Genomic DNA, 19952 nt, shown 5'->3' with positions numbered 1-19952 from the left:
GTGGTCCTTCCGGTGTGGTGCTCGGGGGCGATCGTGAGGTACGGGGTGCGGTCCGGGCCGCGTCACTTCTGGATGCTGAATCCCTGCTCGGAGCCGTACTTGACGGAGGCGTCCTGCCAGGACTTCAGACCCTTGGACAGAGGGGTGCCGGAGACGTAGGCCTTGCCCGCGGTGTCGTTGAAGATCGAGTTGGCGTACACCTGGTAGGGCAGGTAGCTCCAGTCGTCGGCGACGTTCGCCGCGGACTCGGCGAACACCTTGTTGGCCTTCTGGCCGCCGAAGTACGGGAACTCGGTGTTCTGGAACGCCTTGGACTCCAGGTCCTTGGTGGTCGCCGGGAAGGCGCCTTCCTTGATGCGGGTCTGCACGCCCTTGCCGGAGTTGGCGTACTCGACGAAGGCGTACGCGAGTTCCTTGTTCTTGCCGAGTTCCGGCAGGGCGAGTGAACTGCCGCCGTTCTCGGCGCTCGCCTTGTCGCCCGCGGTCCACTGGGGCAGGGGGGCCGCGCGCCAGTCGCCGGAGGCCTCCTTCACGCCGGAGGCGAAGTTGGCGGGCATCCAGGCGCCGGTGGGCAGGGTCGCGAGGGTGCCGTCACCGAAGGACTTGTACCACTCGTCGGTCCAGGGGTTGATCGGCGCGACCAGCTTCTCGTCGATGAGCTTCTGCCAGGTCTCGGTGTAGGCGCGGGCGCCCTTGTCGGAGAAGTCGACGCCCACCTTGGTGCCGTCGACCTTGTAGGGGCGCGAACCGGCCTGCCACAGCAGGCTGGTGGTCAGGCCCGCGTCTCCCGTGTCACTGGTGATGTACGCCTTCGGGTCGGCCTTGTGCAGCTTGCGGGCGGCTTCGAGGTACTCGTCCCAGGTCGTCGGCACCTTGATCTTGTGCTTGTCGAAGACCTTCTTGTTGTAGAAGAGGGCCATGGGGCCGGAGTCCATCGGCAGGGCGTAGACGCCGTCTCCGGACTTCACCGCGTTCCAGGGGCCCGGCGAGTAGGACTTGGCGAGCTTGTCCGCGCCGAAGGGGGTGAGGTCGGTGATGTCCTTGGTCAGGGCGTACTGACTCAGCGCGTAGTACTCGACCTGGGCGACGTCGGGGACGCCCTTCTTCGCGGAGATGGCGTTCTGCAGGGCCGTGTACTGGTCCTTGTTGGTGCCCGCGTTCACCAACTCGACGTCGACGGCCGGGTGTTCCTTCTCGAAATCGGTGACGACCTTCTTAAGGGTGGGCTCCCATGCCCACACCTTGACCTTGCCGCCCTTCTTCAGGGCCGCCTCGATGTCCGCCGACGAGACCTGCTTCTGGTCGGATGCGTCGTCGTCGGAGCCGCCGCAGGCGGTCGCCCCCAGGGTGAGGGCGCAGACGATACCTATGCCGCGCAGCAGGCGGCGGGTGTTCTGGGGCATGGCGATGCTTCCACTTCTTCGTGGTTCGGCAGGGGCGGAATGAGCTCAACTGGCGTGCGGGCGCTACTCCTTGACGCTTCCGGCGGCGAGCCCGGACTGCCAGTACTTCTGGAGCAGCAGGAACGCGGCGATCAGCGGCAGGACGGTGATCAGTGAACCGGTGATCACGAGATGGAAGACGGGATCGCCGCCCGCTGTCGCGGCCTGGGCGTTCCAGCTGTCGAGGCCCAGGGTCAGCGGGTACCAGTCCGGGTCCTTGAGCATGATCAGCGGCAGGAAATAGTTGTTCCAGGTCGCGACCATCGTGAAGAGCAGGACGGTCACGGTGCCGGGCGCGAGAAGCGGCATGGCGACCTGGAAGAAGGTGCGCAGCTCGCTCGCCCCGTCGATGCGGGCGGCCTCCATCAGCTCGGCGGGGATGGCCTCGGTGGCGAACACCCACATCAGATAGAGGCCGAAGGGCGAGATGAGCGAGGGGATCAGGACGGCCCAGGGCGTGTCGGTCAGGCCCATCTTGCTGAACATCAGGAAGGTGGGCACCGCCAGGGCCGTGCCCGGTACGGCGACGGCGCCGATGACGACGGCGAAGACGCCGCGCTTGCCGGGGAAGTCGAACTTCGCGAGGGCGTAACCGCCAAGTACCGCGAGGAAGGTGGCGCCCCCGGCGCCGACCACGACGTAGAGCAGGGTGTTCAGGAACCAGCGGGTGAAGACGCCGTCGTCGTACGTGAACGTCGCGCTGATGTTGTCCCACAAGGCGAAGTCCCCGCCGAACCACAGGCCGAACGAACCGGCGAGCCCCTCCTGGGTCTTGGTGGCGCTGATGACCAGCCACAGCAGCGGTATCAGGCTGTAGAGCAGGACCAGGCCGGTGAGCACGGTGAGCAGGACGCTGCGCCGGGGCCGGCCCGCGGTGTGCCGTCGGGCGGTGCGGGCGCGCGGGGTCCGCAGCCGGGGTGCGGCACCCGGCGTGCGGGCGGGCGCGGAGGCGGTCGGGGGAGCGGTGGTGACGGGGCTGCTGGGTCCGGTCATCGGGTCACGCTCCCTTGCGCATGCCGCGCAGCTGGACGACGTAGGCGATGACCATGGTGATCAGGCCCATGACGATGGCGACCGTCGCGGAGTAGTTCTGCTGCTGGCCGGAGAACGACAGCGAGTAGGTGTAGAGGTTGGGGGTGTAGTCGGTGGTGATGGCGTTGGGCGCGAGGTTCTGCAGGATGCTCGGCTCGTTGAACAGCTGGAAGCTGCCGATGATCGAGAAGATCGTCGCGATGATCAGGGCGCCGCGGATCGCGGGGAGTTTGATGGCCGTGATCACCCGGAGCTGACCGGCACCGTCGATCTCCGCGGCCTCGTACAGGGAGTGCGGGACGACGCGGAGCGCGGAGTAGAAGATCAGCATGTTGTAGCCCACGAACTCCCAGGTGACGATGTTGCCGATCGACGCGAGGACCAGGCCCGGCGAGAGCGGGTCGGGCAGCGAGACGCCCAGGGCGTCGTTGATGTCGCCCACGAGCCCGAAGCGGGTGCCGTACAGGAAGCCCCACATCAGCGAGGCCACCACGGCGGGCACGGCATAGGGCAGGAAGACCGAGATCCGGAAGAAGTCCTTGCCGTAGAGGCGGCCGCTGTCCAGGGCGAGGGCCACCAGCAGGGCGATGCCCAGCATGATCGGGACCTGCACCGCGAGGAACAGGGAAACCCGGCCCAGGGACGCCCAGAACTGGCCGTCGCTCAGGGCCTGTTGGTAGTTGTCCAGGCCCACGAACGTGGTGCCGCCGATGAGCTGGTCGCGGAAGAGGCTCAGATAGACCGAGTAGGCGAGGGGAGCGAGGAAGACCAGGGCGAACACCGCCACGAAGGGGCCGATGAACCCCCAGCCCGTCCAGGAACGGCGGTTCCCCGATGACGGGGGCCGGGCCGCACGCCGCTCGGCGGCCCGTTGCAGGTGAAGCGTCGTCATGTCGTTCCTCGCTCGTCCATCTCACTCGTCCGTCTCGGAGCAGGCGTCACGTGGCGCGATGTTTGCGTAAACATCGCGCTGCGGCAAGGGAACTACCGAGCAGGGCGGGGTGTTATGTTTACGTAAACATTCGGTGGCGGAATGTCTACACTGCCCCGATGGCGACGGTCAAGGGTCGTCGGGAAGACCGGGACACACGCGGCGAGGGAGACAGTGACAGCACCACGGAACACTTCGGCGAACGGCACCCCGGGCGGACGGGAGCGGGCCGCGCGCCGCGGGCAGAGCGCGTCCATGGCCGACGTGGCCCGGCTCGCCGGCGTCTCCTCGCAGACCGTCTCCCGCGTCTCCAACGGGTTCCCGGGCGTCAACGAAGAGACCCGGCAGCAGGTGCTCGCCGCCATGAAGGAACTCGGCTACCGGCCCAACAGCGCGGCCCGCGCCCTCAAACGCGGCGAGTTCCGCACCATCGGCCTGATCACCTTCACCCTCTCCACCACCGGCAACGTACGCACCATCGACGCGATCGCCACCTCCGCCGCCCAGGAGGGGTACGCCGTCACGCTGCTCCCCGTCGCCGTCCCCACCCAGGACGAGGTGCGCGGCGCCTTCTCCCGGCTCGGGGAACTCGCCGTCGACGCCGTCATCGTCATCATGGAGAAACATCTCCTCGACGCGGCGGCCCTCTCCCTGCCGCCCCACGTCCAGGTCGTCGTGGCCGACTCGGACGCAGGGGACCGCTACACCGTGGTCGACACCGACCAGGCGGGCGGCACCCGCGACGCCGTACGGCACCTGCTCGACCTCGGCCACCGCACGGTCTGGCACCTCGCCGGGCCCGAGGACTCCTACGCCGCGCAACGCCGCGCCGATGCCTGGCGCGCGACGCTCGAAGCGGCCGGGCGCGCCGTGCCGCCCCTCGTGCGCGGCGACTGGTCGGCGGAGTCGGGCTACCGGGCAGGTCTCGGGATCGCCGACCAGCTCGGGATCGCCGACCAGGAGGACTGCACGGCGGTGTTCGCGGCCAACGACCAGATGGCACTGGGCCTGCTGCGCGCCCTGCACGAGCGTGGCCGCAGGGTTCCGCAGGACGTCAGCGTCATCGGCTTCGACGACATCCCCGAGTCCGGTTCCTTCCTGCCTCCCCTGACGACCGTCCACCAGGACTTCGCCGAAGTGGGCCGCCGCTGCGTCGAGGGAGTCCTGCGCCAGATGCGGCAGAGCGCCCCGGAGCGCGGCACCACGCTGGTGCCCACGCGGCTCGTCCTGCGCGAGAGCACCGCACGGCCGCCCGTCCGGACGCCTTCCCGCTGATTCCGGGGGAAGGTGGGGAGGCGAGGACATCGTTCGAGGCCGGAGGCTCCCATGAACAGCGGCGACAGTGGCGGCAGCGGCGAAGGCGGCGCCGGCGGCCGGGGTGCGCAGGGGCTGCGCTGCCTGGTGACCGGGGCGACCGGATACATCGGGGGACGGCTCGTCCCCGAACTGCTCGACGCGGGGCACCAGGTGCGGTGCATGGCCCGCTCGCCCGGCAAGCTGCGCGACTACCCCTGGGCCGGGCGGGCCGAGGTGGTGCGCGGTGACGCCTCCGACGCCGAGTCGGTCGGCGACGCCATGCGGGACATCGACGTCGCGTACTACCTCATCCACGCGCTCGGCACCGGATCCGGCTTCGAGAAGACGGACCGGAAAGCGGCCCGGATCTTCGCCGAGCAGGCCCGCGCGGCGGGCGTACGGCGCATCGTCTACCTGGGCGGCCTGACCCCCGAGGACATCCCCGAGAAGGACCTCTCCCCGCATCTGCGCTCACGGGCCGAAGTGGGCCGGATCCTCCTGGAGTCCGGCGTGCCGGCCACCGTGCTCCGCGCCGCCGTGATCATCGGCTCCGGCTCCGCGTCCTTCGAGATGCTGCGCTACCTCACCGAACGCCTGCCGGTCATGGTCACCCCGAGCTGGGTGAGCACCAAGATCCAGCCCATCGCCGTGCGCGACGTCCTGCGCTACCTCGTGGGCAGCGCCACCATGCCCGACGACGTCAGCCGCACCTTCGACATCGGCGGCCCCGACGTCGTCACCTACCGCGACATGATGAGCAGGTACGCGGTCGTGGCGAAGCTGCCGCACCGCCTCATCCTGCCCGTGCCCATGCTCTCCCCGGGCCTCTCCAGCCACTGGGTCGGCCTGATCACCCCCGTACCGGCCTCGATCGCACGCCCGCTGGCGGAATCCCTGCGGCATGAGGTCATCTGCCACGAACACGACATCGCCCGGTACGTGCCCGACGCGCCCGGCGTCCCGATGAGCTTCGACAGGGCGCTCGCGCTGGCCCTCGAACGCGTGAAGGACGCCCAGGTCAGCACCCGTTGGTCGTCCGCGTCGGTGCCCGGCGCCCCCAGCGACCCGCTGCCCACCGACCCCGACTGGGCGGGCGGCAGCCTCTACTCCGACTGCCAGGAACGGACCGTGGACGCCTCGCCACAGGCCCTGTGGGGCGTCGTGGAAGGCGTGGGAGGCGACAACGGCTGGTACTCCTTCCCGCTCGCCTGGGCGGTGCGCGGCTGGCTCGACCGGCTCGTCGGCGGGGTCGGGCTGCGACGGGGCCGCCGCGACGCCCAGCGGCTGCGGGTGGGGGACTCGCTGGACTTCTGGCGCGTCGAGGAGATCGAACCGGGACGGCTGCTGCGGCTGCGGGCCGAGATGCGGCTGCCGGGCCTCGCCTGGCTCGAGATGAGCGCGGACGAGGACGAGAAGGGCCGCACCCGCTACCGGCAGCGGGCGCTCTTCCACCCGCACGGCCTCCTCGGCCACGCGTACTGGTGGAGCGTCTCGCCCTTCCACTCGCTCGTCTTCGGCGGCATGGCCCGCAACATCACACGTACGGCCGAACAGCGCACCGTCAAAATCACCCAGAAATCGTGACACACGGGCAATCCGGCGGCGCAACGGCTCCGAATCACCTCTGAAGGCGACCAGCGTCCAGGAGGATCACCGGGTGAACGAAGTGGTACACATCAGCGGGGCTCCCTCCGCGGGCCCCGATCTCGCCGAGCTGCTCAGCAGGGTGGCGCGCGGCGACCAACAGGCCTTCGCCTCGCTGTACGACGTGGTCTGTTCTCCCGTCCTCGGGCTCGTGCGCACGGTGCTGCGTGACCCGGCCCAGTCCGAAGAGGTCGCCCAGGAAGTGCTGGTGGAGGTGTGGCGGTCGGCCGCCCGCTACCGGCAGGAGCGGGGGAGTGTCATGAACTGGGTCCTGACGCTGGCGCACCGCAGGGCGGTGGACCGCGTCCGGTCCGTCCAGGCGTCGGCCGAGCGCGACCACAAGGCGGCGCTGCTCGAACGCACCCCCGCCTTCCACGAGGTGAGCGAGCAGGTCGAGACCCGCCTTGAACGCGAGCAAGTGCGCCGCTGCCTGCGCACCCTGACCGAACTGCAGCGGCAGTCGGTGACGCTTGCCTACTACCGGGGCCTGACCTACCGGGAGGTCGGCGAACTGCTCTCCGTGCCCCTGGGGACGGTCAAGACCCGGCTGCGCGACGGTCTCATCCGGCTGCGCGACTGCCTGGGGGTGAGCGCATGACCGCCGCCGACCTGCACACGCTGACGGGTGCGTACGTCCTGCACGCCCTCTCCGACGAGGAGCGCACCGAGTTCGAGCGGCACCTGGAGGTGTGCGAGGCCTGCGCCCAGGAAGTGCGCGAACTGGCCGCCACGGCGGGGCGTCTGGCCCGCGCCGTCTCGGTCGCCCCGCCCCCGGACATGAGGGCCGAGGTGCTGCGGCGCGTCGCCACGGTCCGCCAGCAGCCGCCGCACACGCCCACGCCGGGAAAGACCACCGGTGGCACGGGCACCGGCCGGCGTCTGTCCCGCTTCGCCCTCGCCGCGTGCCTGGCCGCCGCCGCGGGGTTCGGCGGCATCGCCGTATGGCAGCACGAGCGGGCCGACGAGGCGGGCCGGCGCGAGGTGGAGGCCATGCGTCAGACCGAGCAGCTGGCCCAGGTGCTCGCGGCACCGGACGCCAAGGCCACGACCAAGGAGCTGTCCGACGGCGCGACCGGCACGGTCGTGGTGGCCAAGAGCCGCAACCAAGCCGCCTTCGTGGCGGCCAAGATGCCCGAGCCGCCGTCGGGCAAGGTCTACCAACTCTGGTTCAACGACGACGGATCGATGCGTTCGGCCGGCCTGATGAACCCGGGCCGCAGCACCGAGGCGGTGCTCCTGGACGGTCCGGTGGACCAGGCGTCCGGCATCGGCATCACCGTCGAGCCGGCGGGCGGCTCCGAGGAGCCGACGTCCGACCCGGTGGCCCTGATGAACTTCCCCACGGCATGAGGAGCCGCAGAAAGTGACTGTATCGATCGTCCTCTTCACCTCCGACCTGCGCCTGCACGACCATCCGCCGCTGCGGGCGGCACTGAACGAAGCGGACCGGATCGTCCCGCTGTTCGTGTACGACGAGGGGGTGCGGAGCACGGGATTCGCCGTGCCGAACCGGCGTGCCTTTCTCGCCGACTGCCTGGAGGATCTCGACTCGGGGCTCCGCAAGCGCGGTGGCCGCCTCGTGGTCCGCAGCGGTGATGTCGTCGACCAGGTCCGCAAGGTGGTGAAGGAGACCGAGGCACAGCGGCTGCATGTCTCGGGAGGGGTGAGCCGTTACGCGACGCGGCGCGAGGAGCGGCTGCGGACCGCGCTGGACGGCACCGGCTGCGAACTGGTCGTACATGACGCGGTCATCACGGCCGTCGCTCCGGGGGAGGTGCTCCCCACGGGCAAGGACCACTACGCGGTGTTCACCCCGTACTTCCGGCGCTGGACGTCGGAAGGGGTCCGCGACTTTCTCGCCGCCCCGCGCAAGGTGCGGGTCGCCGACGTGGAGTCGGACCCGGTGCTGCCGCGAGCGGAGATCAGCGGCGTCTCGCCGGGACTCGGCGCCGGCGGCGAGGACACCGGGCGCCGGCTGCTGCGGTCCTGGCTGAGCGGCGGTGTCGAGGAGTACGAGGACGGCCAGGACGACGTCGCCGGTGACGCGACATCGCGGCTCTCGCCCCATCTCCACTTCGGCACCCTGTCGGCGGCCGAGGTCATCCACGGGGCGAACCGTCAAGGTTCCTCCGGGGCGCAGGCGTTCGTCCGGCAGCTGGCCTGGCGGGACTTCCACCACCAGGTCCTCGCGGCCCGCCCGGACGCGGCGGGCAAGGACTACCGCCCGCACGGCGACCGGTGGCGCACGAACGAGAAGGAGATCAACGCCTGGATCGAGGGGCGCACCGGCTACCCCTTCGTGGACGCGGCGATGCGACAACTGCGCCACGAGGGCTGGATGCACAACCGGGGGCGCCTGGTGGTGGCCAGCTTCCTCACCAAGACCCTCTACGTCGACTGGCGGGTGGGCGCAAGGCACTTCCTGAGCCTCCTGGTCGACGGCGACGTCGCCAACAACCAGATGAACTGGCAGTGGGCGGCGGGCACCGGCACCGACACCCGCCCCAACCGGGTCCTCAACCCCGTCATCCAGGGCAAGCGCTTCGACCCGGGCGGCAGTTACGTACGCCGCTGGGTGCCCGAACTCGCGGAGGTCCCCGACCGGTACGTCCACGAGCCGTGGAAGCTCCCGGACCGCGACCGGGCGGATCTCGACTACCCCGAACCGGTCGTCGAACTGGCGGAGGCCCGCGCCCGCTTCGAGCAGGCCAGAGACGCCTGACCGCTGAGGGGTGCCCGGCACGCCCGGCAACCGGAGGGGCTTGCGTACCCGATCGGGTGAATGTGGATCTGCGACCAATCCTTGCCCCGCTCCGCGCCGAATTCCCCGTGTGAGCGAAGAACGGATGACGTCGGGACGGCGCGCGGGGGCGGTGGCGCCCGTGCCCTGACGGCGCCCGCTCCCGGCCACCCCCAAGCATGTAACGACGCAAGGAGAAACCATGTCCATGTACTCCACCCGAATCCGCCGTGCCGCGGTCGCCGTCGCCGCGGCGGCGGTCCTGCCGATCGCCCTGACGGCCTGCTCGGACAGCGGCGACAAGGACACCAAGGCCGCGGACTCCACGCCCAGCGCGCAGGAGACCAAGTCGGACGACGCGATGAAGGCGAACGAACCGTTCGGACCGGCCTGTTCGTCGGTTCCCGAGAGCGGCGCGGGCTCCTTTGACGGGATGGCGAAGGACCCGGTCGCCACCGCGGCGTCGAACAACCCCGAGCTGTCCACCCTGGTCACGGCGGTCAAGAAGGCCGGCCTGGTGGACACCCTGAACAACGCCAAGAACATCACGGTGTTCGCGCCGACCAACGACGCGTTCGCCAAGATCCCCAAGGCCGACCTGGACAAGGTGCTCAACGACAAGGCCCAGCTCACCAAGATCCTCACCTACCACGTGGTGGGCAAGAAGCTGACGCCGCAGCAGCTGGAGAACGGCTCCTTCGAGACTCTGGAGAAGAGCAAGCTCACCACCGCGGGCTCCGGTACGGAGTACAAGGTCAACGACACGTCGAACGTCGTCTGCGGCAACGTCCCGACGGCCAACGCCACGGTCTACATCGTCGACACGGTCCTGATGCCGAAGAGCTGACGCGGACCGCGACCCTGATCGCCTCCGCCGCCCCTGCCCCGGGGCGGCGGAGGTTTCGCGCGCTCAGGCCAGGGAGCTCAGGCCAGGGAGCTCGGGCCAGCGAGCTCAGGCCAGCGAGAGAAAGAGCTTCTCCAGGCGGGCCCGCATCTCGTCGCGGTCGGCGGGGGACTGCTCACCCTCGGCCATGCAGTGCTGGAGCCCGGTCGCGATGATCGCGAACCCGGCCCGGTCAAGCGCGCGGGAGACCGCGGCCAACTGCGTGATCACGTCCTCGCAGTCCCTGCCGTCCTCGATCATCTTGATGATCCCGGCGATCTGTCCCTGCGCCCTGCGCAGCCGGTTCAGCACGGACCTCAGCTCGTCGGCCGCCATCTCAAGCTGCACGCTGCCACCCTCCATTAATACCCCGGGGGGTATTGTAGCCTGCGAGGGTGAGAGCCTTGGCTCAACGAAAGGACAGCCCCACATGACTCCCCCCACCGATCTGGCGCCCGCCCAGGCTGCCGCCCGCCTGGACCGCTACACCGTCATCGATGTGCGCACCCCCGGCGAGTTCGCCTCCGGTCATCTGCCCGGAGCCCACAACATCCCCGTCGACCACCTGCACATGGCGCTGCCCGAGCTGAAGGCCGCCGCCGCCCGTGGCGAGCTCCTGATGGTCTGCGCCTCCGGGAACCGCTCCGCCTCCGCGTGCGACGAGCTGGCCGCCGCCGACATCCCCGCCGCCACCCTGGCCGGCGGCACCACGGCCTGGGCCGCGGAGGGCCACCCCCTGCACCCCTCTCAGGGGGCGCCGACGGCCTGGCCGATGGAGCGCCAGGTGCGGCTCGCCGCCGGGTCCCTGGTCGTGCTCGGCCTCGCCGCGGGCACCCGCTTCCGTCCCGCGCGCTGGCTGGCCGCGGGGGTCGGCGCCGGCCTGGTCTTCTCCGCCGTCACCAACACCTGTGGCATGGCCACCGCCCTCTCCAGGCTTCCGCACAACCGCCCGCGCGCCGATGACCTGCGCACCACGCTGGAAGCCTTGTAGTCCACTGTCCCGCCGGTCCGTTCAGTGGATGCGGCGTGCCCGGTGCGTCCGGGTCGTGAGGCGTACGTCTGCCTCCAGGACGCGGGGTGCCGCCGCCGCCCGAGCCTCGGCGACGGCGCCCCCGGCGAGCTCGCGCAGCACCGCGTCCGGGGAACCGTCGGGGTCCAGGACCAGTGTGATGCGGGCGCGCAGCCGCCGGGGACGCCCGAGCAGCCGTACATGGGCGCGGGCCACGCCGTCGACCGCTCGGGCGCGGTCGGCCATGACGGAGGCCAGCGCCTTGGCCGAGAGAGTGACGCCCGGTTGCCCCAGCGGCAGTTCGCGCGGGCGGCCGGTGCGGATCTGGGCCGCGGCCCAGCCGAGGAACAGGACGGCGCCGACCGCGAGGACGGCGATCACGACGGGCGTCCACCAGCCGTGATCGCGCCAGCGGCCGAGCATCTCCTCGTCCAGCCACACCCGGTCCGCTTCGACACGGGGCACTGCCGACGGCAGCCGCTCCCGGACGGGAGCCGCCGCGGACGCCAGCACGGCTCCCGCGAGCAGGAGAACTGCCGCCGCGCAGAACAGAGTTGAGCGGTTCGTGCTGCTACGGAGTCGGCTCATCGGGCGTGCTCCTCTCCGCCTCGTCGGGCCCGCCATCGGGATCCGCCGGGGCGCGCCAGGCGGGTTCCGTGCTCAGCCGCACGCGCAGCCGCAGCGGCCGGGCGAGTCCGAGCCCGGCGGCCGCCGCCTCGGCGGCCTCGGTCACCGCCCGCCGCGCACCCTCCAGGTCGCCGAACCCGAGCCCGGCACGCACCCGCGCCGTGCGGCGGCCGACCCTGACCCGCACCCGGCCGACGCCCGCCACGTCGCTCACGGCATCCCGCAGGAGGATGGCGACCGCCCCGCGGTCCAGGACGGCCCGCATCCCCGTCAGCGGCGGCCGCATCGGCAGGACGCCGCGCCTGCCCGGTGTGACGGCGAGGACCAGCAGCCACACACCGAGCGCGAACACACCGACCGCCGCGAGAACACCGGTGGTCGCGGCGCTGTCCGGGCCATGCGTGGAGAGCCACTCCATCGCGTCGGTCCGCCACCGCGCGGGAGCGTTCCCGGCGGCGTGCACCGACACGACGTCGTACAGCAGCCCCCCGCAGACCGCGGCCGCGACCAGCAGCAACACCCCTACGGGCAGGCGGCGTTGCGACCACGGCCGGTGTGCGCGCAGCCGGGCGGCCTCGACCGGCGGAGCGAGCTGCCCGGCGGACAGCTCCCGCCGCGAAAGGCCCCGGACACGGACACGCGCCGAGGACACGGTGAGGCCGGTGAGCCGGGCGGTGCGCTCGGCGACATGCGCGCGCACGCTCTCGCCCGACTCGTCGAGCACCGCCGGGTAAGGCAGGGTCACGGTGACATCGACCCGGGCGCGGCGGCCGCGTACGGCCGCCGAACCCTTGCGGACCTCGACCGCGTCGGCTGCCGCCGCCTCCGTCGCGGCGCGTTCCGCGATGCGCCGCACCGCGCGTTCCGCGACGGTCGTCGTGCCGCGCTGTGCCGCGGGCGTGGTCATCGGCGCTCCCGGTCACGCCCGCCGAGGAAGGCGCGCAGGTCCGTGCCGTCGTCGACGAGACGCCCCAGGACGAAGCCGACCGCGCCGAGCGCGGCGACCAGGAGGAACGCGCCGAAGCCGCCGAACCACCCGGCGAATCCCAGGGCCATGCCCGCCATCAGGCCGACCAGAGCTGTGCTCACCACTCACCTCACACCGCAGAAGGGAACGTCCTGGACCACCGGCGTGCTACTCGACGCGCGTCTCGGTGCCGGAGTCCGCGTTGTCGTCCTCGGGCAGGTGGACGTCGTTGACGGCGACGTTCACCTCGACCACCTCGAGGCCGGTGATGCGCTCCACCGCCGAGATGACGTTCTCGCGCACGTCGTGGGCGACGTCCGTGATGGGCACGCCGTACTCGACGACGATGTCGAGGTCGATCGCCGTCTGCCGCTCGCCGACCTCGACCTTCACCCCGCGGCCGACGTTGGGGCGCCCGCCGGGGACGCGGTCGCGCACGGCGCCGATGGTGCGCGACAGGCCGCCGCCCATGTCGAACACGCCCGGGATCTCGCGGGCTGCCATGCCGGCGATCTTTACGACCACGACATCGGCGATGGATGTCTTGCCTCGCGTCGCCGCCGGCTGGGCCGCGCCGGTGGCCCCGCTGACGGTGATGGCTCCCGGGGTGCTCCTGCGGGCCTCGCCGGAGAGTTCCTTCTCGGTGCTGCCGGGCGCGGCCGTCTTCGAACTGAGGTCCTGCGTCGTCATGGTGGCATCTCCTCGGGGATCGTCGGGCTCTTCTTCTGCTCCGACCCGAGTACCCCCGGTCCGTTACGCGCCTCACGGGAATTTCCTCGCCAGGGAGGTAGCTTTCCTGGGCCGCGTAACGCGGTGGGCCCTGCGTGTGTCGTACGAGCGCGACCGAACTGAGAGGAGCCGCGTGTGCCGGGCGACCGGGGCGGAACAGCCGACGAGGCGGACGCGTCCGCGAGACGTGACGACGGACTGCTCGCGGTGCGGGCGGCGGAAGGCGACGAGGAGGCCTTCGAGGCCCTCGTGCACCGGCACGCGCCGATGGCGCTGCGCCTGGCCACGCGCCTGCTCGGAAGCCGCCCGGAGGCGGAGGACGCCGTGCAGGATTCCTTCGTCAGCGCCTGGCGCAAGCTGCCGGAGTTCCGCAGGGACGCGCAGTTCGGGACGTGGATCTATCGCATCGTCACCAATCGCTGTCTCAACGTGCTGCGCTCGCGGCGGCCCGTCGTGGCGCTCGACGGCCTGCCCGAGCCGGCCGCTCCGGAGCACGAGGTCTCGCCCGCGCGGGTGGCCGAGGGGCACGCGGCGGTGGCGGATCTGGCGCGGGCGATGGAGGGCCTCTCGCCGGAGCAGCGGGTGTGCTGGGTGCTGCGGGAGCTGGACGGCGCGTCGTACGAGTCCATCGCCGAGACGGTCGGGATCAGCACGGAGGCGGTCCGCGGCCGTGTCTTCCGGGCGCGGCGCTATCTGACGGAGGCGATGGCCGCATGGCGATGAACGGGGAATCCGTGCCGGACGACGAGCGGGAGGCGGGCTTCGGAGTGCTGCCCGAGGGTGAACTGCTGCCCTGCGGCCGCGAGTTGTCGCAAGTCTGGGAACAGTGGGAGGCGGGCGTGCCCGATCCCCACGCCGACGGCTGCCCGCACTGCACCCAGGCCCTGGACGCCCTGCGACAGCTGGAGGGGATCGTCACCGAGGCGCGCGACACCTCACCGCGTGAGCAGGACACCTCCGCGCTCACCGGCCGTGTCATGGACGTGGTGCGGCTCGAACTGCGTCCGGGCAGGACGCTGCCCCTGGGCGACGAGGACGAGGACGCCTGGATCGTGGAGGCCGCGGCGGCCAGGACGGTGCGGGCCGCCGCGGAGTCCCTGCCGGGCGTGCGCGCGGGAAGCTGCCGCATCGGCCCGCTGGACGAGGCCGCGGCCCCCGCGCCCGCGGGGCGCCTCGCGCGCGGGCCGGTCAGGATCAGTGTCGAGGTGCAGGTGCCGCTCCCCTGGAACCTGCCGGAGGTCGCCGACCGGGTGCGGGGCCGGGTCCTCGACGCGGTGGACGAGCAACTGGGGATGCGGGTCGCGGTCGTCGACGTGACGATCAGCGACCTCATCGACGACGCGGATGACGACAGCGCGGAAGGGCGGCAGCGATGAGCGATCGAGACGTTTCGCGCGTGGTGGCGAACGCCGTCATAGAGGCGGTCATCGGCACTCCGGGGGTGGCCTTCCTGCGGCCGGGTCTCGCGGATCTCCTGCGGTCGTCCGCCGTGCTCAGGCGCGGTCTGCCCAGCACCCCGGCGGGTTCCGCGGGCGTGCAGGTGCGGCGGGAGAAGGACAGCCGGAGCTGGGGCGTGGAGGTGTACGTCGTCCTGCACCGGGGACGGCGGACCCTGGACGTGACCCGGGAGGTGCGCTCGGCGGCGGCCGAGGCCGTCGGCCTGGCGACCGGAGACCCGGGCACGCCCCGGATCACCGTCACGGTCACCGGCCTCGTCTGAGCCGCTCCCGGGCGCCTCGCGCCGAGAGTCCCCGGGAGCACGGGGGCTGACATTTAAGCTACCGGTGAGTAAGGTCGCGGGTCGAGGATCGGAGTTGTCATGACCCGCACGTTCACAGTGTCACGAAGCATCCTGGTCGAGGCGTCACCGCGGACGGTGTACGAGCAGGTCAGCCAGCCCGCCCTGATGGGGCGCTGGAGCCCCGAGAACCTCGGCGCGACCGTGCCCGGAGGCGAGGAGCCCGCCGCCGTCGGCCTGGTCTTCGAGGGGCACAACAAGCGCGGCCCGTTCCGCTGGACCACCCGCTGCACGGTGACCAAGGCCGAGCAGGGGAGGCGCTTCGCCTTCCGCGTGCACGCGATCGGACTGAAGCGCCCCCGGCTGCGGGCCCCCATCGCCACCTGGGAGTACCGCTTCGAGGACTGCGACGGCGGCACCAAGGTGACCGAGACGTGGACGGACGACAGGCGTTCCTGGCCCACTTTCGTGGCCAACGGCTTCGACCGCCTGGCCACAGGGGGCCGCACCTTCGCGGTCTTCCAGGTCGGCAACATCGACCGGACGCTGAAGAACCTCAAGCGGGAGCTGGAGACGGCTCGCTGACCGCGCGGCGGCCTGGTCGGCCTCGTCGCCGGCGCCGCGGTCCGGTGATCGGGGCGATCGGCGTGTCGGCCGCTCCCGGCGGGAGGCTGATGTCGGTGCCGTTCGCGAGGTCGCCGAGCGGCCCGACGAACCGTCCGCCTGCCGGATCGCCCCTACAGCGCGTCGAGTTCGCGGACGACGGTCATGTCGTCGAAGGGGATGAGCTGTTCGCCGACGATCTGGTGCGGCTCGCTGCCCTTGCCGGCGACGAGCAGGACGTCGCCCCGGCGCGCGGCGGACAACGCACTCGCGATCGCCGCACGGCGGTCGGCCAGCCGTCGGAAGGGGGTCCCGGTGGACGTCAGGCCGGGGACGATCTGGTCCAGGATGGCCTCGGGGTCCTCGTCGCGGGGGTTGTCCGAGGTGAGGACGCACAGATCGGAGTGACGGCCCGCGATCTCGCCCATCAGGGCCCGCTTGGTGGTGTCACGGTCGCCGCCGCAGCCGAAGACGGTGATCACCGACCCGGTCGCGAAGCCGCGGATCGTGGCGAGGACCTTTTCGAGGGAGTCCGGCGAGTGCGCGTAGTCGACGATCACGCAGGCCCCTCGCGCGGTGGTGAAGCGTTCGAGCCGGCCCGGGGTGGGCGGCATCCGGTCCAGGGCCTCGACGAGCGCAGGCAGTTCGTGTCCCAGCAGATGGCACGCGGCGAGAGTGGCCAGCGCGTTGGACACCGAAAAGCGGCCCGGTATCGGGATGGCGGCGGGGTACTTGCGCCCGTCGTGGTGGAGCGTGAAGCGGGTGCCCTGCGCGTCCACGGCCAGGTCGCTCGCCCGGTAGGCCGCCGGCGCGTCCAGGCCGTACGTGGTCACCGCGCCCGGCATCATCGCGGTGATCTCGGCACTGACGGGGTCGTCGGCGTTGACCACCGCGCGGTCGCAGAGCCCGGCGAACAGGCGCAGCTTGGCGTTCTTGTAGTGCTCCATCGTCCCGTGGTCGTCCAGGTGGTCCTGGGTGAGGTTGGTGAAGACACCGATGCCCACGGGCACATGGTCCAGGCGCCGCTGCAACAGCCCCATGGACGTGGCCTCGAGCACCACGCTGCTCGTCTCCTGGTCGCGCATGTGGCCGAGGAGGTAGTGCAGGTCCGGTGACTCGGGGGTGCTCAGGACCGAGCGCGGCATCGGGATCCGCTCCGTGCCGATCCGGCTTCCCGAGGTGCCGATCACTCCCACTTTCGCGCCCGTGGCCAGCCTGAGCGCTGACTCGATCATGTACGAGACGGAGGTCTTGCCGTTCGTCCCCGTGATCGCCACGACGTTCATCGCGCGGCCGGGCTCGCCGTAGTACCGGGAGGCGACGAGTGAGGCGGCCGCCCGTGCGTCGCTCACCCGCACCACGCACCCCCGCCCCGGGGGTTCCGAGTGCGGCAGCGCGCCGTCCTCGGCGAGGACGGCCACCGCCCCTCGTTCCAGTGCCCGGCTGATGCCCCCGGGGCCGCCCTCCTCATGGCCGGGAACGGCGATGTAGAGCGAGCCGGACGTCACCTGTCCGGCATCGAAGGTCACTCCCGCGGTGACCGGTACTCCCGGGTCACCGTGCAGAACGTGGTGGTCGTGCCCGTCGAGCAATGCGCTGAGCTTCACAACAGTCCCCTCGAAGGCGGTCCGCGGCGCACCGCGCACGCCCGGCCTGAGGGGCAGGGCGACGGCGAGCCGGAATCCGCGGTGATACGCGTAAGGCGAGCGGGCCCCACAGGGGGATATCTGCGTGCGGCCGATGGGCCAGGACGGCCGGGGACGCTACCTGCGGGCCGCACGACCGGTCGCAGGGGACCTTCTGGGCCGTGGAGGGCTGAGCGCAGGTGGTCGGGCGGAGCAGGGACCTGCCCGACACCGCTTCAGTGTACGGCCGCGCGGGTCCGCCGCCGACAGACCGGATGATGCCCCGCGTTCTCCGCTTTCAACTGCGGACATCTGAAGGGCTATTGACGCGGACGCGTCACTCGGTATGGTCTAGTCCAACGGTAGGAGTCATTCCGGAGAGCTGCAGCTCCCGGTGCTCCGGTGCGATCACCGGTGGGCCCTGCCGTGTCTCTCGGCGCCTCCCACCCCACGCGCGCGCTCAAGAGGCGGCTTGTATCCCTCCCCCCACCACGTGACGGGTGGCCGTGCGCACGCACGCGCCGACCCGCCAAGGAGTGATCCCCCATGCGTCCTCGTGTCCTTGCCGCGCTGACCGCCACCGCGTCCGCCGCGGCACTCGCCCTCCTGACCCTCGCCCCCAACGCCTCCGCCGAGAAGGCGACGGGGGAGCGGGCCGCGGCGGAATTCCTCGTCAGCGAGGCCCAGCTCAACGAGATGTTCCCGAACCGGAACTCCTTCTACACCTACAGCGGGCTCACCCAGGCGCTCAGCGCCTACCCCGAGTTCACCGGGACCGGCAGCGAGACCGTGCGCAAGCAGGAGGCCGCGGCCTTCCTGGCGAACGTCAGCCACGAGACGGGCGGCCTGGTCCACGTCGTCGAGCAGAACACCGCAAACTACCCGCACTACTGCGACAGTTCCCAGCCGTACGGCTGTCCGGCGGGCAACGACAAGTACTACGGCCGCGGCCCGATCCAGCTCAGCTGGAACTTCAACTACAAGGCGGCGGGCGACGCCCTGAAGATCGACCTCCTGAACAACCCGGACCTCGTGCAGAACGATCCGGCCGTGGCGTGGAAGACCGGTCTCTGGTACTGGAACACGCAGAACGGCCCGGGAACCATGACGCCGCACAACGCCATGGTCAACGGCGCGGGCTTCGGCGAGACGATCCGCAGCATCAACGGCAGCCTGGAATGCGACGGGAAGAACCCTCAGCAGGTGCAGAGCCGCATCAACAACTACACGAAGTTCACCGGGATCCTCGGCGTCGCGACGGGCGACAAGCTCAGCTGCTGACGGCCCCGGCTTCCCGGCCCGGACTCCCCCTCGCTCCGTCGGCTTCGATCCGATGGGGCGAGGGGCGATTTTCGGCCAACGTTAGTGTAGTGCTCAACGATCGGCCGGGAGGGGCTGGTTGGCTCCGTAAGTGATCAATAGCCTGGAGCGCGTCGCCTTTCCCGACCTAGGAGCCATATGTCCACCGCGCAGCAGGTCCCTGACATCCTCTCGCCCGAGTTCGCCAAGGACCCGTATCCGGCCTACCAGGCGATGCGGGAGAACGCACCGCTCTTCTGGCACGAGGCGACACAGAGCTGGATCATCTCGCGGTACGCGGACGTCGAGCGCGTGTTCAAGGACAAGGCCTCGCAGTTCACCACCGACAACTACGACTGGCAGATCGAGCCCGTCCACGGCAAGACGATCCTCCAGCTCAGCGGCCGCGAGCACTCCGTGCGGCGCGCGCTCGTCGCACCGGCGTTCCGCGGCAGCGACCTGCAGGAGAAATTCCTGCCCGTCATAGAACGCAACTCCCGCGAACTCATCGACACCTTCCGGCACACCGGCAGCGTCGACCTGGTCGAGGGCTACGCCACCCGCTTCCCCGTCAACGTCATCGCCGACATGCTCGGCCTGGACAAGTCCGACCACGCCCGCTTCCACGGCTGGTACACCACCGTCATCGCCTTCCTCGGCAACCTGGCGGGCGACGCCGAGGTCGCGGCGGCCGGTGAACGCACCCGGGTGGAGTTCGCCGAGTACATGATCCCGATCATCCGGGAGCGCCGCGACCACCTCGGCGACGACCTGCTCTCCACGCTGTGCGCCGCCGAGGTGGACGGCGTACGCATGAGCGACGAGGACATCAAGGCCTTCTGCAGCCTGCTGCTCGCGGCGGGCGGCGAGACCACCGACAAGGCCATCGCCAGCATCTTCGCCAACCTCCTGATGCACCCCGAACAGCTCGAGGCCGTCCGGCAGGACCGCAGCCTGATAGCCCGCGCCTTCGCCGAGACCCTGCGCTACACGCCGCCCGTCCACATGATCATGCGGCAGTCCGCGACCGACGTGGAGGTCACCGGCGGCACCATCCCCGCCGGGGCCACCGTCACCTGCCTGATCGGCTCGGCCAACCGTGACGAGGAGCGCTACCGCGAGCCGGACCGCTTCGACATCTTCCGCGACGACCTGACCACGACGACCGCGTTCTCCGCCGCCGCAGACCATCTCTCCTTCGCCCTCGGCCGGCACTTCTGCGTGGGCGCGCTGCTCGCCAAGGCCGAGGTGGAGATCGGCGTCGACCAGCTCCTGGACGCGATGCCTGACGTGCGGCTCGCGAAGGGCTTCGACCCCGTGGAGCAGGGTGTGTTCACCCGGGGGCCGCAGTCCCTGCCGGTGGAGTTCACGCCCGCCACTGTCTGAC

The 19952-nt window shown here is 70.9% G+C and carries 22 protein-coding genes; 13 read left to right on the top strand and 9 right to left on the bottom strand.

Features of this window, described 5'->3' with window-relative positions; translation table 11 throughout:
* Positions 1 to 62: 62 nt before the first annotated feature.
* The 3 genes from AB0I66_RS05130 to AB0I66_RS05120 form a co-directional block, all read right to left on the bottom strand.
* The gene (locus tag AB0I66_RS05130; protein WP_363206297.1) at positions 63 to 1403 is read right to left on the bottom strand and encodes a sugar ABC transporter substrate-binding protein; all 1341 of its coding nucleotides are present in this window, start codon (positions 1401 to 1403) and stop codon (positions 63 to 65) included.
* A gap of 63 nt (positions 1404 to 1466) precedes the next feature.
* Entirely contained in the window at positions 1467 to 2435 is a 969-nt protein-coding gene (locus AB0I66_RS05125) for a carbohydrate ABC transporter permease (RefSeq protein WP_363206296.1), read from the bottom strand.
* Between the two features lie 4 nt (positions 2436 to 2439).
* Entirely contained in the window at positions 2440 to 3366 is a 927-nt protein-coding gene (locus AB0I66_RS05120; RefSeq protein WP_363206295.1) for a sugar ABC transporter permease, read from the bottom strand.
* Between the two features lie 294 nt (positions 3367 to 3660).
* On the opposite strand from AB0I66_RS05120, the gene AB0I66_RS05115 reads away from it, so the two are divergent.
* The 6 genes from AB0I66_RS05115 (at position 3661) to AB0I66_RS05090 (ending at position 9932) form a co-directional block, all read left to right on the top strand.
* Positions 3661 to 4680, top strand: a complete 1020-nt coding sequence (locus AB0I66_RS05115; protein WP_363206688.1) for a LacI family DNA-binding transcriptional regulator — start codon at positions 3661 to 3663, stop codon at positions 4678 to 4680.
* A 51-nt stretch (positions 4681 to 4731) separates the two neighbouring features.
* Positions 4732 to 6285, top strand: a complete 1554-nt coding sequence (locus tag AB0I66_RS05110; RefSeq protein WP_363206294.1) for an SDR family oxidoreductase — start codon at positions 4732 to 4734, stop codon at positions 6283 to 6285.
* A gap of 73 nt (positions 6286 to 6358) precedes the next feature.
* Positions 6359 to 6943, top strand: coding sequence for a sigma-70 family RNA polymerase sigma factor (locus AB0I66_RS05105; RefSeq protein WP_363206293.1), 585 nt, complete (start codon positions 6359 to 6361; stop codon positions 6941 to 6943).
* On the top strand, positions 6940 to 7695 hold the full coding sequence (locus tag AB0I66_RS05100; RefSeq protein WP_363206292.1) for an anti-sigma factor: 756 nt from the start codon (positions 6940 to 6942) through the stop codon (positions 7693 to 7695). The genes AB0I66_RS05105 and AB0I66_RS05100 overlap by 4 nt, the downstream gene beginning before the upstream one ends.
* A gap of 13 nt (positions 7696 to 7708) precedes the next feature.
* The gene (locus tag AB0I66_RS05095) at positions 7709 to 9067 is read left to right on the top strand and encodes a deoxyribodipyrimidine photo-lyase (protein ID WP_363206291.1); all 1359 of its coding nucleotides are present in this window, start codon (positions 7709 to 7711) and stop codon (positions 9065 to 9067) included.
* 226 nt (positions 9068 to 9293) lie between these two features.
* Entirely contained in the window at positions 9294 to 9932 is a 639-nt protein-coding gene (locus AB0I66_RS05090; protein ID WP_363206290.1) for a fasciclin domain-containing protein, read from the top strand.
* Between the two features lie 105 nt (positions 9933 to 10037).
* Here the strand turns inward: AB0I66_RS05090 and AB0I66_RS05085 are convergent, their stop codons facing one another.
* On the bottom strand, positions 10038 to 10316 hold the full coding sequence (locus AB0I66_RS05085) for a metal-sensitive transcriptional regulator (protein WP_363206289.1): 279 nt from the start codon (positions 10314 to 10316) through the stop codon (positions 10038 to 10040).
* An 82-nt stretch (positions 10317 to 10398) separates the two neighbouring features.
* Here AB0I66_RS05085 and AB0I66_RS05080 point away from each other — a divergent pair, with 82 nt between their 5' ends.
* On the top strand, positions 10399 to 10959 hold the full coding sequence (locus AB0I66_RS05080; protein WP_363206288.1) for a rhodanese-like domain-containing protein: 561 nt from the start codon (positions 10399 to 10401) through the stop codon (positions 10957 to 10959).
* A gap of 21 nt (positions 10960 to 10980) precedes the next feature.
* On the opposite strand, the gene AB0I66_RS05075 is transcribed toward AB0I66_RS05080, so the two are convergent.
* The 4 genes from AB0I66_RS05075 to AB0I66_RS05060 are packed head-to-tail and all read right to left on the bottom strand — an operon-like array spanning position 10981 to position 13261.
* On the bottom strand, positions 10981 to 11565 hold the full coding sequence (locus tag AB0I66_RS05075; protein WP_363206287.1) for a hypothetical protein: 585 nt from the start codon (positions 11563 to 11565) through the stop codon (positions 10981 to 10983).
* A complete protein-coding gene (locus AB0I66_RS05070) occupies positions 11549 to 12511 on the bottom strand; it encodes a DUF6286 domain-containing protein (protein WP_363206286.1) in 963 nt (320 codons plus the stop codon). The genes AB0I66_RS05075 and AB0I66_RS05070 overlap by 17 nt, the downstream gene beginning before the upstream one ends.
* The gene (locus tag AB0I66_RS05065; RefSeq protein WP_363206285.1) at positions 12508 to 12693 is read right to left on the bottom strand and encodes a hypothetical protein; all 186 of its coding nucleotides are present in this window, start codon (positions 12691 to 12693) and stop codon (positions 12508 to 12510) included. The genes AB0I66_RS05070 and AB0I66_RS05065 overlap by 4 nt, the downstream gene beginning before the upstream one ends.
* Before the next feature lie 46 nt (positions 12694 to 12739).
* Positions 12740 to 13261: an Asp23/Gls24 family envelope stress response protein gene (locus tag AB0I66_RS05060; RefSeq protein ID WP_363206284.1), complete on the bottom strand. Its 522-nt coding sequence runs from the start codon at positions 13259 to 13261 to the stop codon at positions 12740 to 12742.
* 174 nt (positions 13262 to 13435) lie between these two features.
* Between AB0I66_RS05060 and AB0I66_RS05055 the strand changes: the two genes are divergently transcribed.
* From AB0I66_RS05055 to AB0I66_RS05040, 4 genes are all read left to right on the top strand, one after another.
* A complete protein-coding gene (locus AB0I66_RS05055; protein ID WP_363206283.1) occupies positions 13436 to 14023 on the top strand; it encodes a sigma-70 family RNA polymerase sigma factor in 588 nt (195 codons plus the stop codon).
* Positions 14014 to 14676, top strand: a complete 663-nt coding sequence (locus AB0I66_RS05050; RefSeq protein WP_363206282.1) for an Asp23/Gls24 family envelope stress response protein — start codon at positions 14014 to 14016, stop codon at positions 14674 to 14676. Before AB0I66_RS05055 ends, AB0I66_RS05050 begins: the two co-directional genes overlap by 10 nt.
* A complete protein-coding gene (locus AB0I66_RS05045) occupies positions 14673 to 15020 on the top strand; it encodes an Asp23/Gls24 family envelope stress response protein (RefSeq protein WP_363206281.1) in 348 nt (115 codons plus the stop codon). Before AB0I66_RS05050 ends, AB0I66_RS05045 begins: the two co-directional genes overlap by 4 nt.
* A gap of 99 nt (positions 15021 to 15119) precedes the next feature.
* Complete coding sequence (locus AB0I66_RS05040; RefSeq protein WP_363206280.1) at positions 15120 to 15623, top strand: SRPBCC family protein; 504 nt, start codon at positions 15120 to 15122, stop codon at positions 15621 to 15623.
* A gap of 152 nt (positions 15624 to 15775) precedes the next feature.
* On the opposite strand, the gene AB0I66_RS05035 is transcribed toward AB0I66_RS05040, so the two are convergent.
* Positions 15776 to 17248 carry a UDP-N-acetylmuramoyl-L-alanyl-D-glutamate--2,6-diaminopimelate ligase gene (locus AB0I66_RS05035; RefSeq protein WP_363206279.1) on the bottom strand — a complete coding sequence of 491 codons (1473 nt, stop codon included), beginning with the start codon at positions 17246 to 17248 and terminating at the stop codon, positions 15776 to 15778.
* A gap of 564 nt (positions 17249 to 17812) precedes the next feature.
* On the opposite strand from AB0I66_RS05035, the gene AB0I66_RS05030 reads away from it, so the two are divergent.
* Together AB0I66_RS05030 and AB0I66_RS05025 are read left to right on the top strand one after the other, a co-directional pair.
* Positions 17813 to 18547: a chitinase gene (locus AB0I66_RS05030; protein WP_363206278.1), complete on the top strand. Its 735-nt coding sequence runs from the start codon at positions 17813 to 17815 to the stop codon at positions 18545 to 18547.
* A 177-nt stretch (positions 18548 to 18724) separates the two neighbouring features.
* Positions 18725 to 19951: a cytochrome P450 gene (locus tag AB0I66_RS05025; RefSeq protein ID WP_363206277.1), complete on the top strand. Its 1227-nt coding sequence runs from the start codon at positions 18725 to 18727 to the stop codon at positions 19949 to 19951.
* Position 19952: the final 1 nt, after the last annotated feature.

This window comes from Streptomyces sp. NPDC050439 (assembly GCF_040655335.1).
Taxonomy (GTDB): Bacteria; Actinomycetota; Actinomycetes; order Streptomycetales; family Streptomycetaceae; genus Streptomyces.
Note: the sequence above shows the minus strand (reverse complement) of the source record. Positions and strands in the feature narration are given on the sequence as shown.

Excerpts from the sequence above, each read along its gene's own strand:
- AB0I66_RS05130 (WP_363206297.1), bottom strand. The coding sequence starts at position 1,403 with ATGCCCCAGAACACCCGCCGCCTGCTGCGCGGCATAGGTATCGTCTGC.
- AB0I66_RS05125 (WP_363206296.1), bottom strand. The coding sequence starts at position 2,435 with ATGACCGGACCCAGCAGCCCCGTCACCACCGCTCCCCCGACCGCCTCC.
- AB0I66_RS05120 (WP_363206295.1), bottom strand. The coding sequence starts at position 3,366 with ATGACGACGCTTCACCTGCAACGGGCCGCCGAGCGGCGTGCGGCCCGG.
- AB0I66_RS05115 (WP_363206688.1), top strand. The coding sequence starts at position 3,661 with ATGGCCGACGTGGCCCGGCTCGCCGGCGTCTCCTCGCAGACCGTCTCC.
- AB0I66_RS05110 (WP_363206294.1), top strand. The coding sequence starts at position 4,732 with ATGAACAGCGGCGACAGTGGCGGCAGCGGCGAAGGCGGCGCCGGCGGC.
- AB0I66_RS05100 (WP_363206292.1), top strand. The coding sequence starts at position 6,940 with ATGACCGCCGCCGACCTGCACACGCTGACGGGTGCGTACGTCCTGCAC.
- AB0I66_RS05090 (WP_363206290.1), top strand. The coding sequence starts at position 9,294 with ATGTACTCCACCCGAATCCGCCGTGCCGCGGTCGCCGTCGCCGCGGCG.
- AB0I66_RS05080 (WP_363206288.1), top strand. The coding sequence starts at position 10,399 with ATGACTCCCCCCACCGATCTGGCGCCCGCCCAGGCTGCCGCCCGCCTG.
- AB0I66_RS05075 (WP_363206287.1), bottom strand. The coding sequence starts at position 11,565 with ATGAGCCGACTCCGTAGCAGCACGAACCGCTCAACTCTGTTCTGCGCG.
- AB0I66_RS05070 (WP_363206286.1), bottom strand. The coding sequence starts at position 12,511 with ATGACCACGCCCGCGGCACAGCGCGGCACGACGACCGTCGCGGAACGC.
- AB0I66_RS05060 (WP_363206284.1), bottom strand. The coding sequence starts at position 13,261 with ATGACGACGCAGGACCTCAGTTCGAAGACGGCCGCGCCCGGCAGCACC.
- AB0I66_RS05050 (WP_363206282.1), top strand. The coding sequence starts at position 14,014 with ATGGCGATGAACGGGGAATCCGTGCCGGACGACGAGCGGGAGGCGGGC.
- AB0I66_RS05045 (WP_363206281.1), top strand. The coding sequence starts at position 14,673 with ATGAGCGATCGAGACGTTTCGCGCGTGGTGGCGAACGCCGTCATAGAG.
- AB0I66_RS05040 (WP_363206280.1), top strand. The coding sequence starts at position 15,120 with ATGACCCGCACGTTCACAGTGTCACGAAGCATCCTGGTCGAGGCGTCA.
- AB0I66_RS05030 (WP_363206278.1), top strand. The coding sequence starts at position 17,813 with ATGCGTCCTCGTGTCCTTGCCGCGCTGACCGCCACCGCGTCCGCCGCG.
- AB0I66_RS05025 (WP_363206277.1), top strand. The coding sequence starts at position 18,725 with ATGTCCACCGCGCAGCAGGTCCCTGACATCCTCTCGCCCGAGTTCGCC.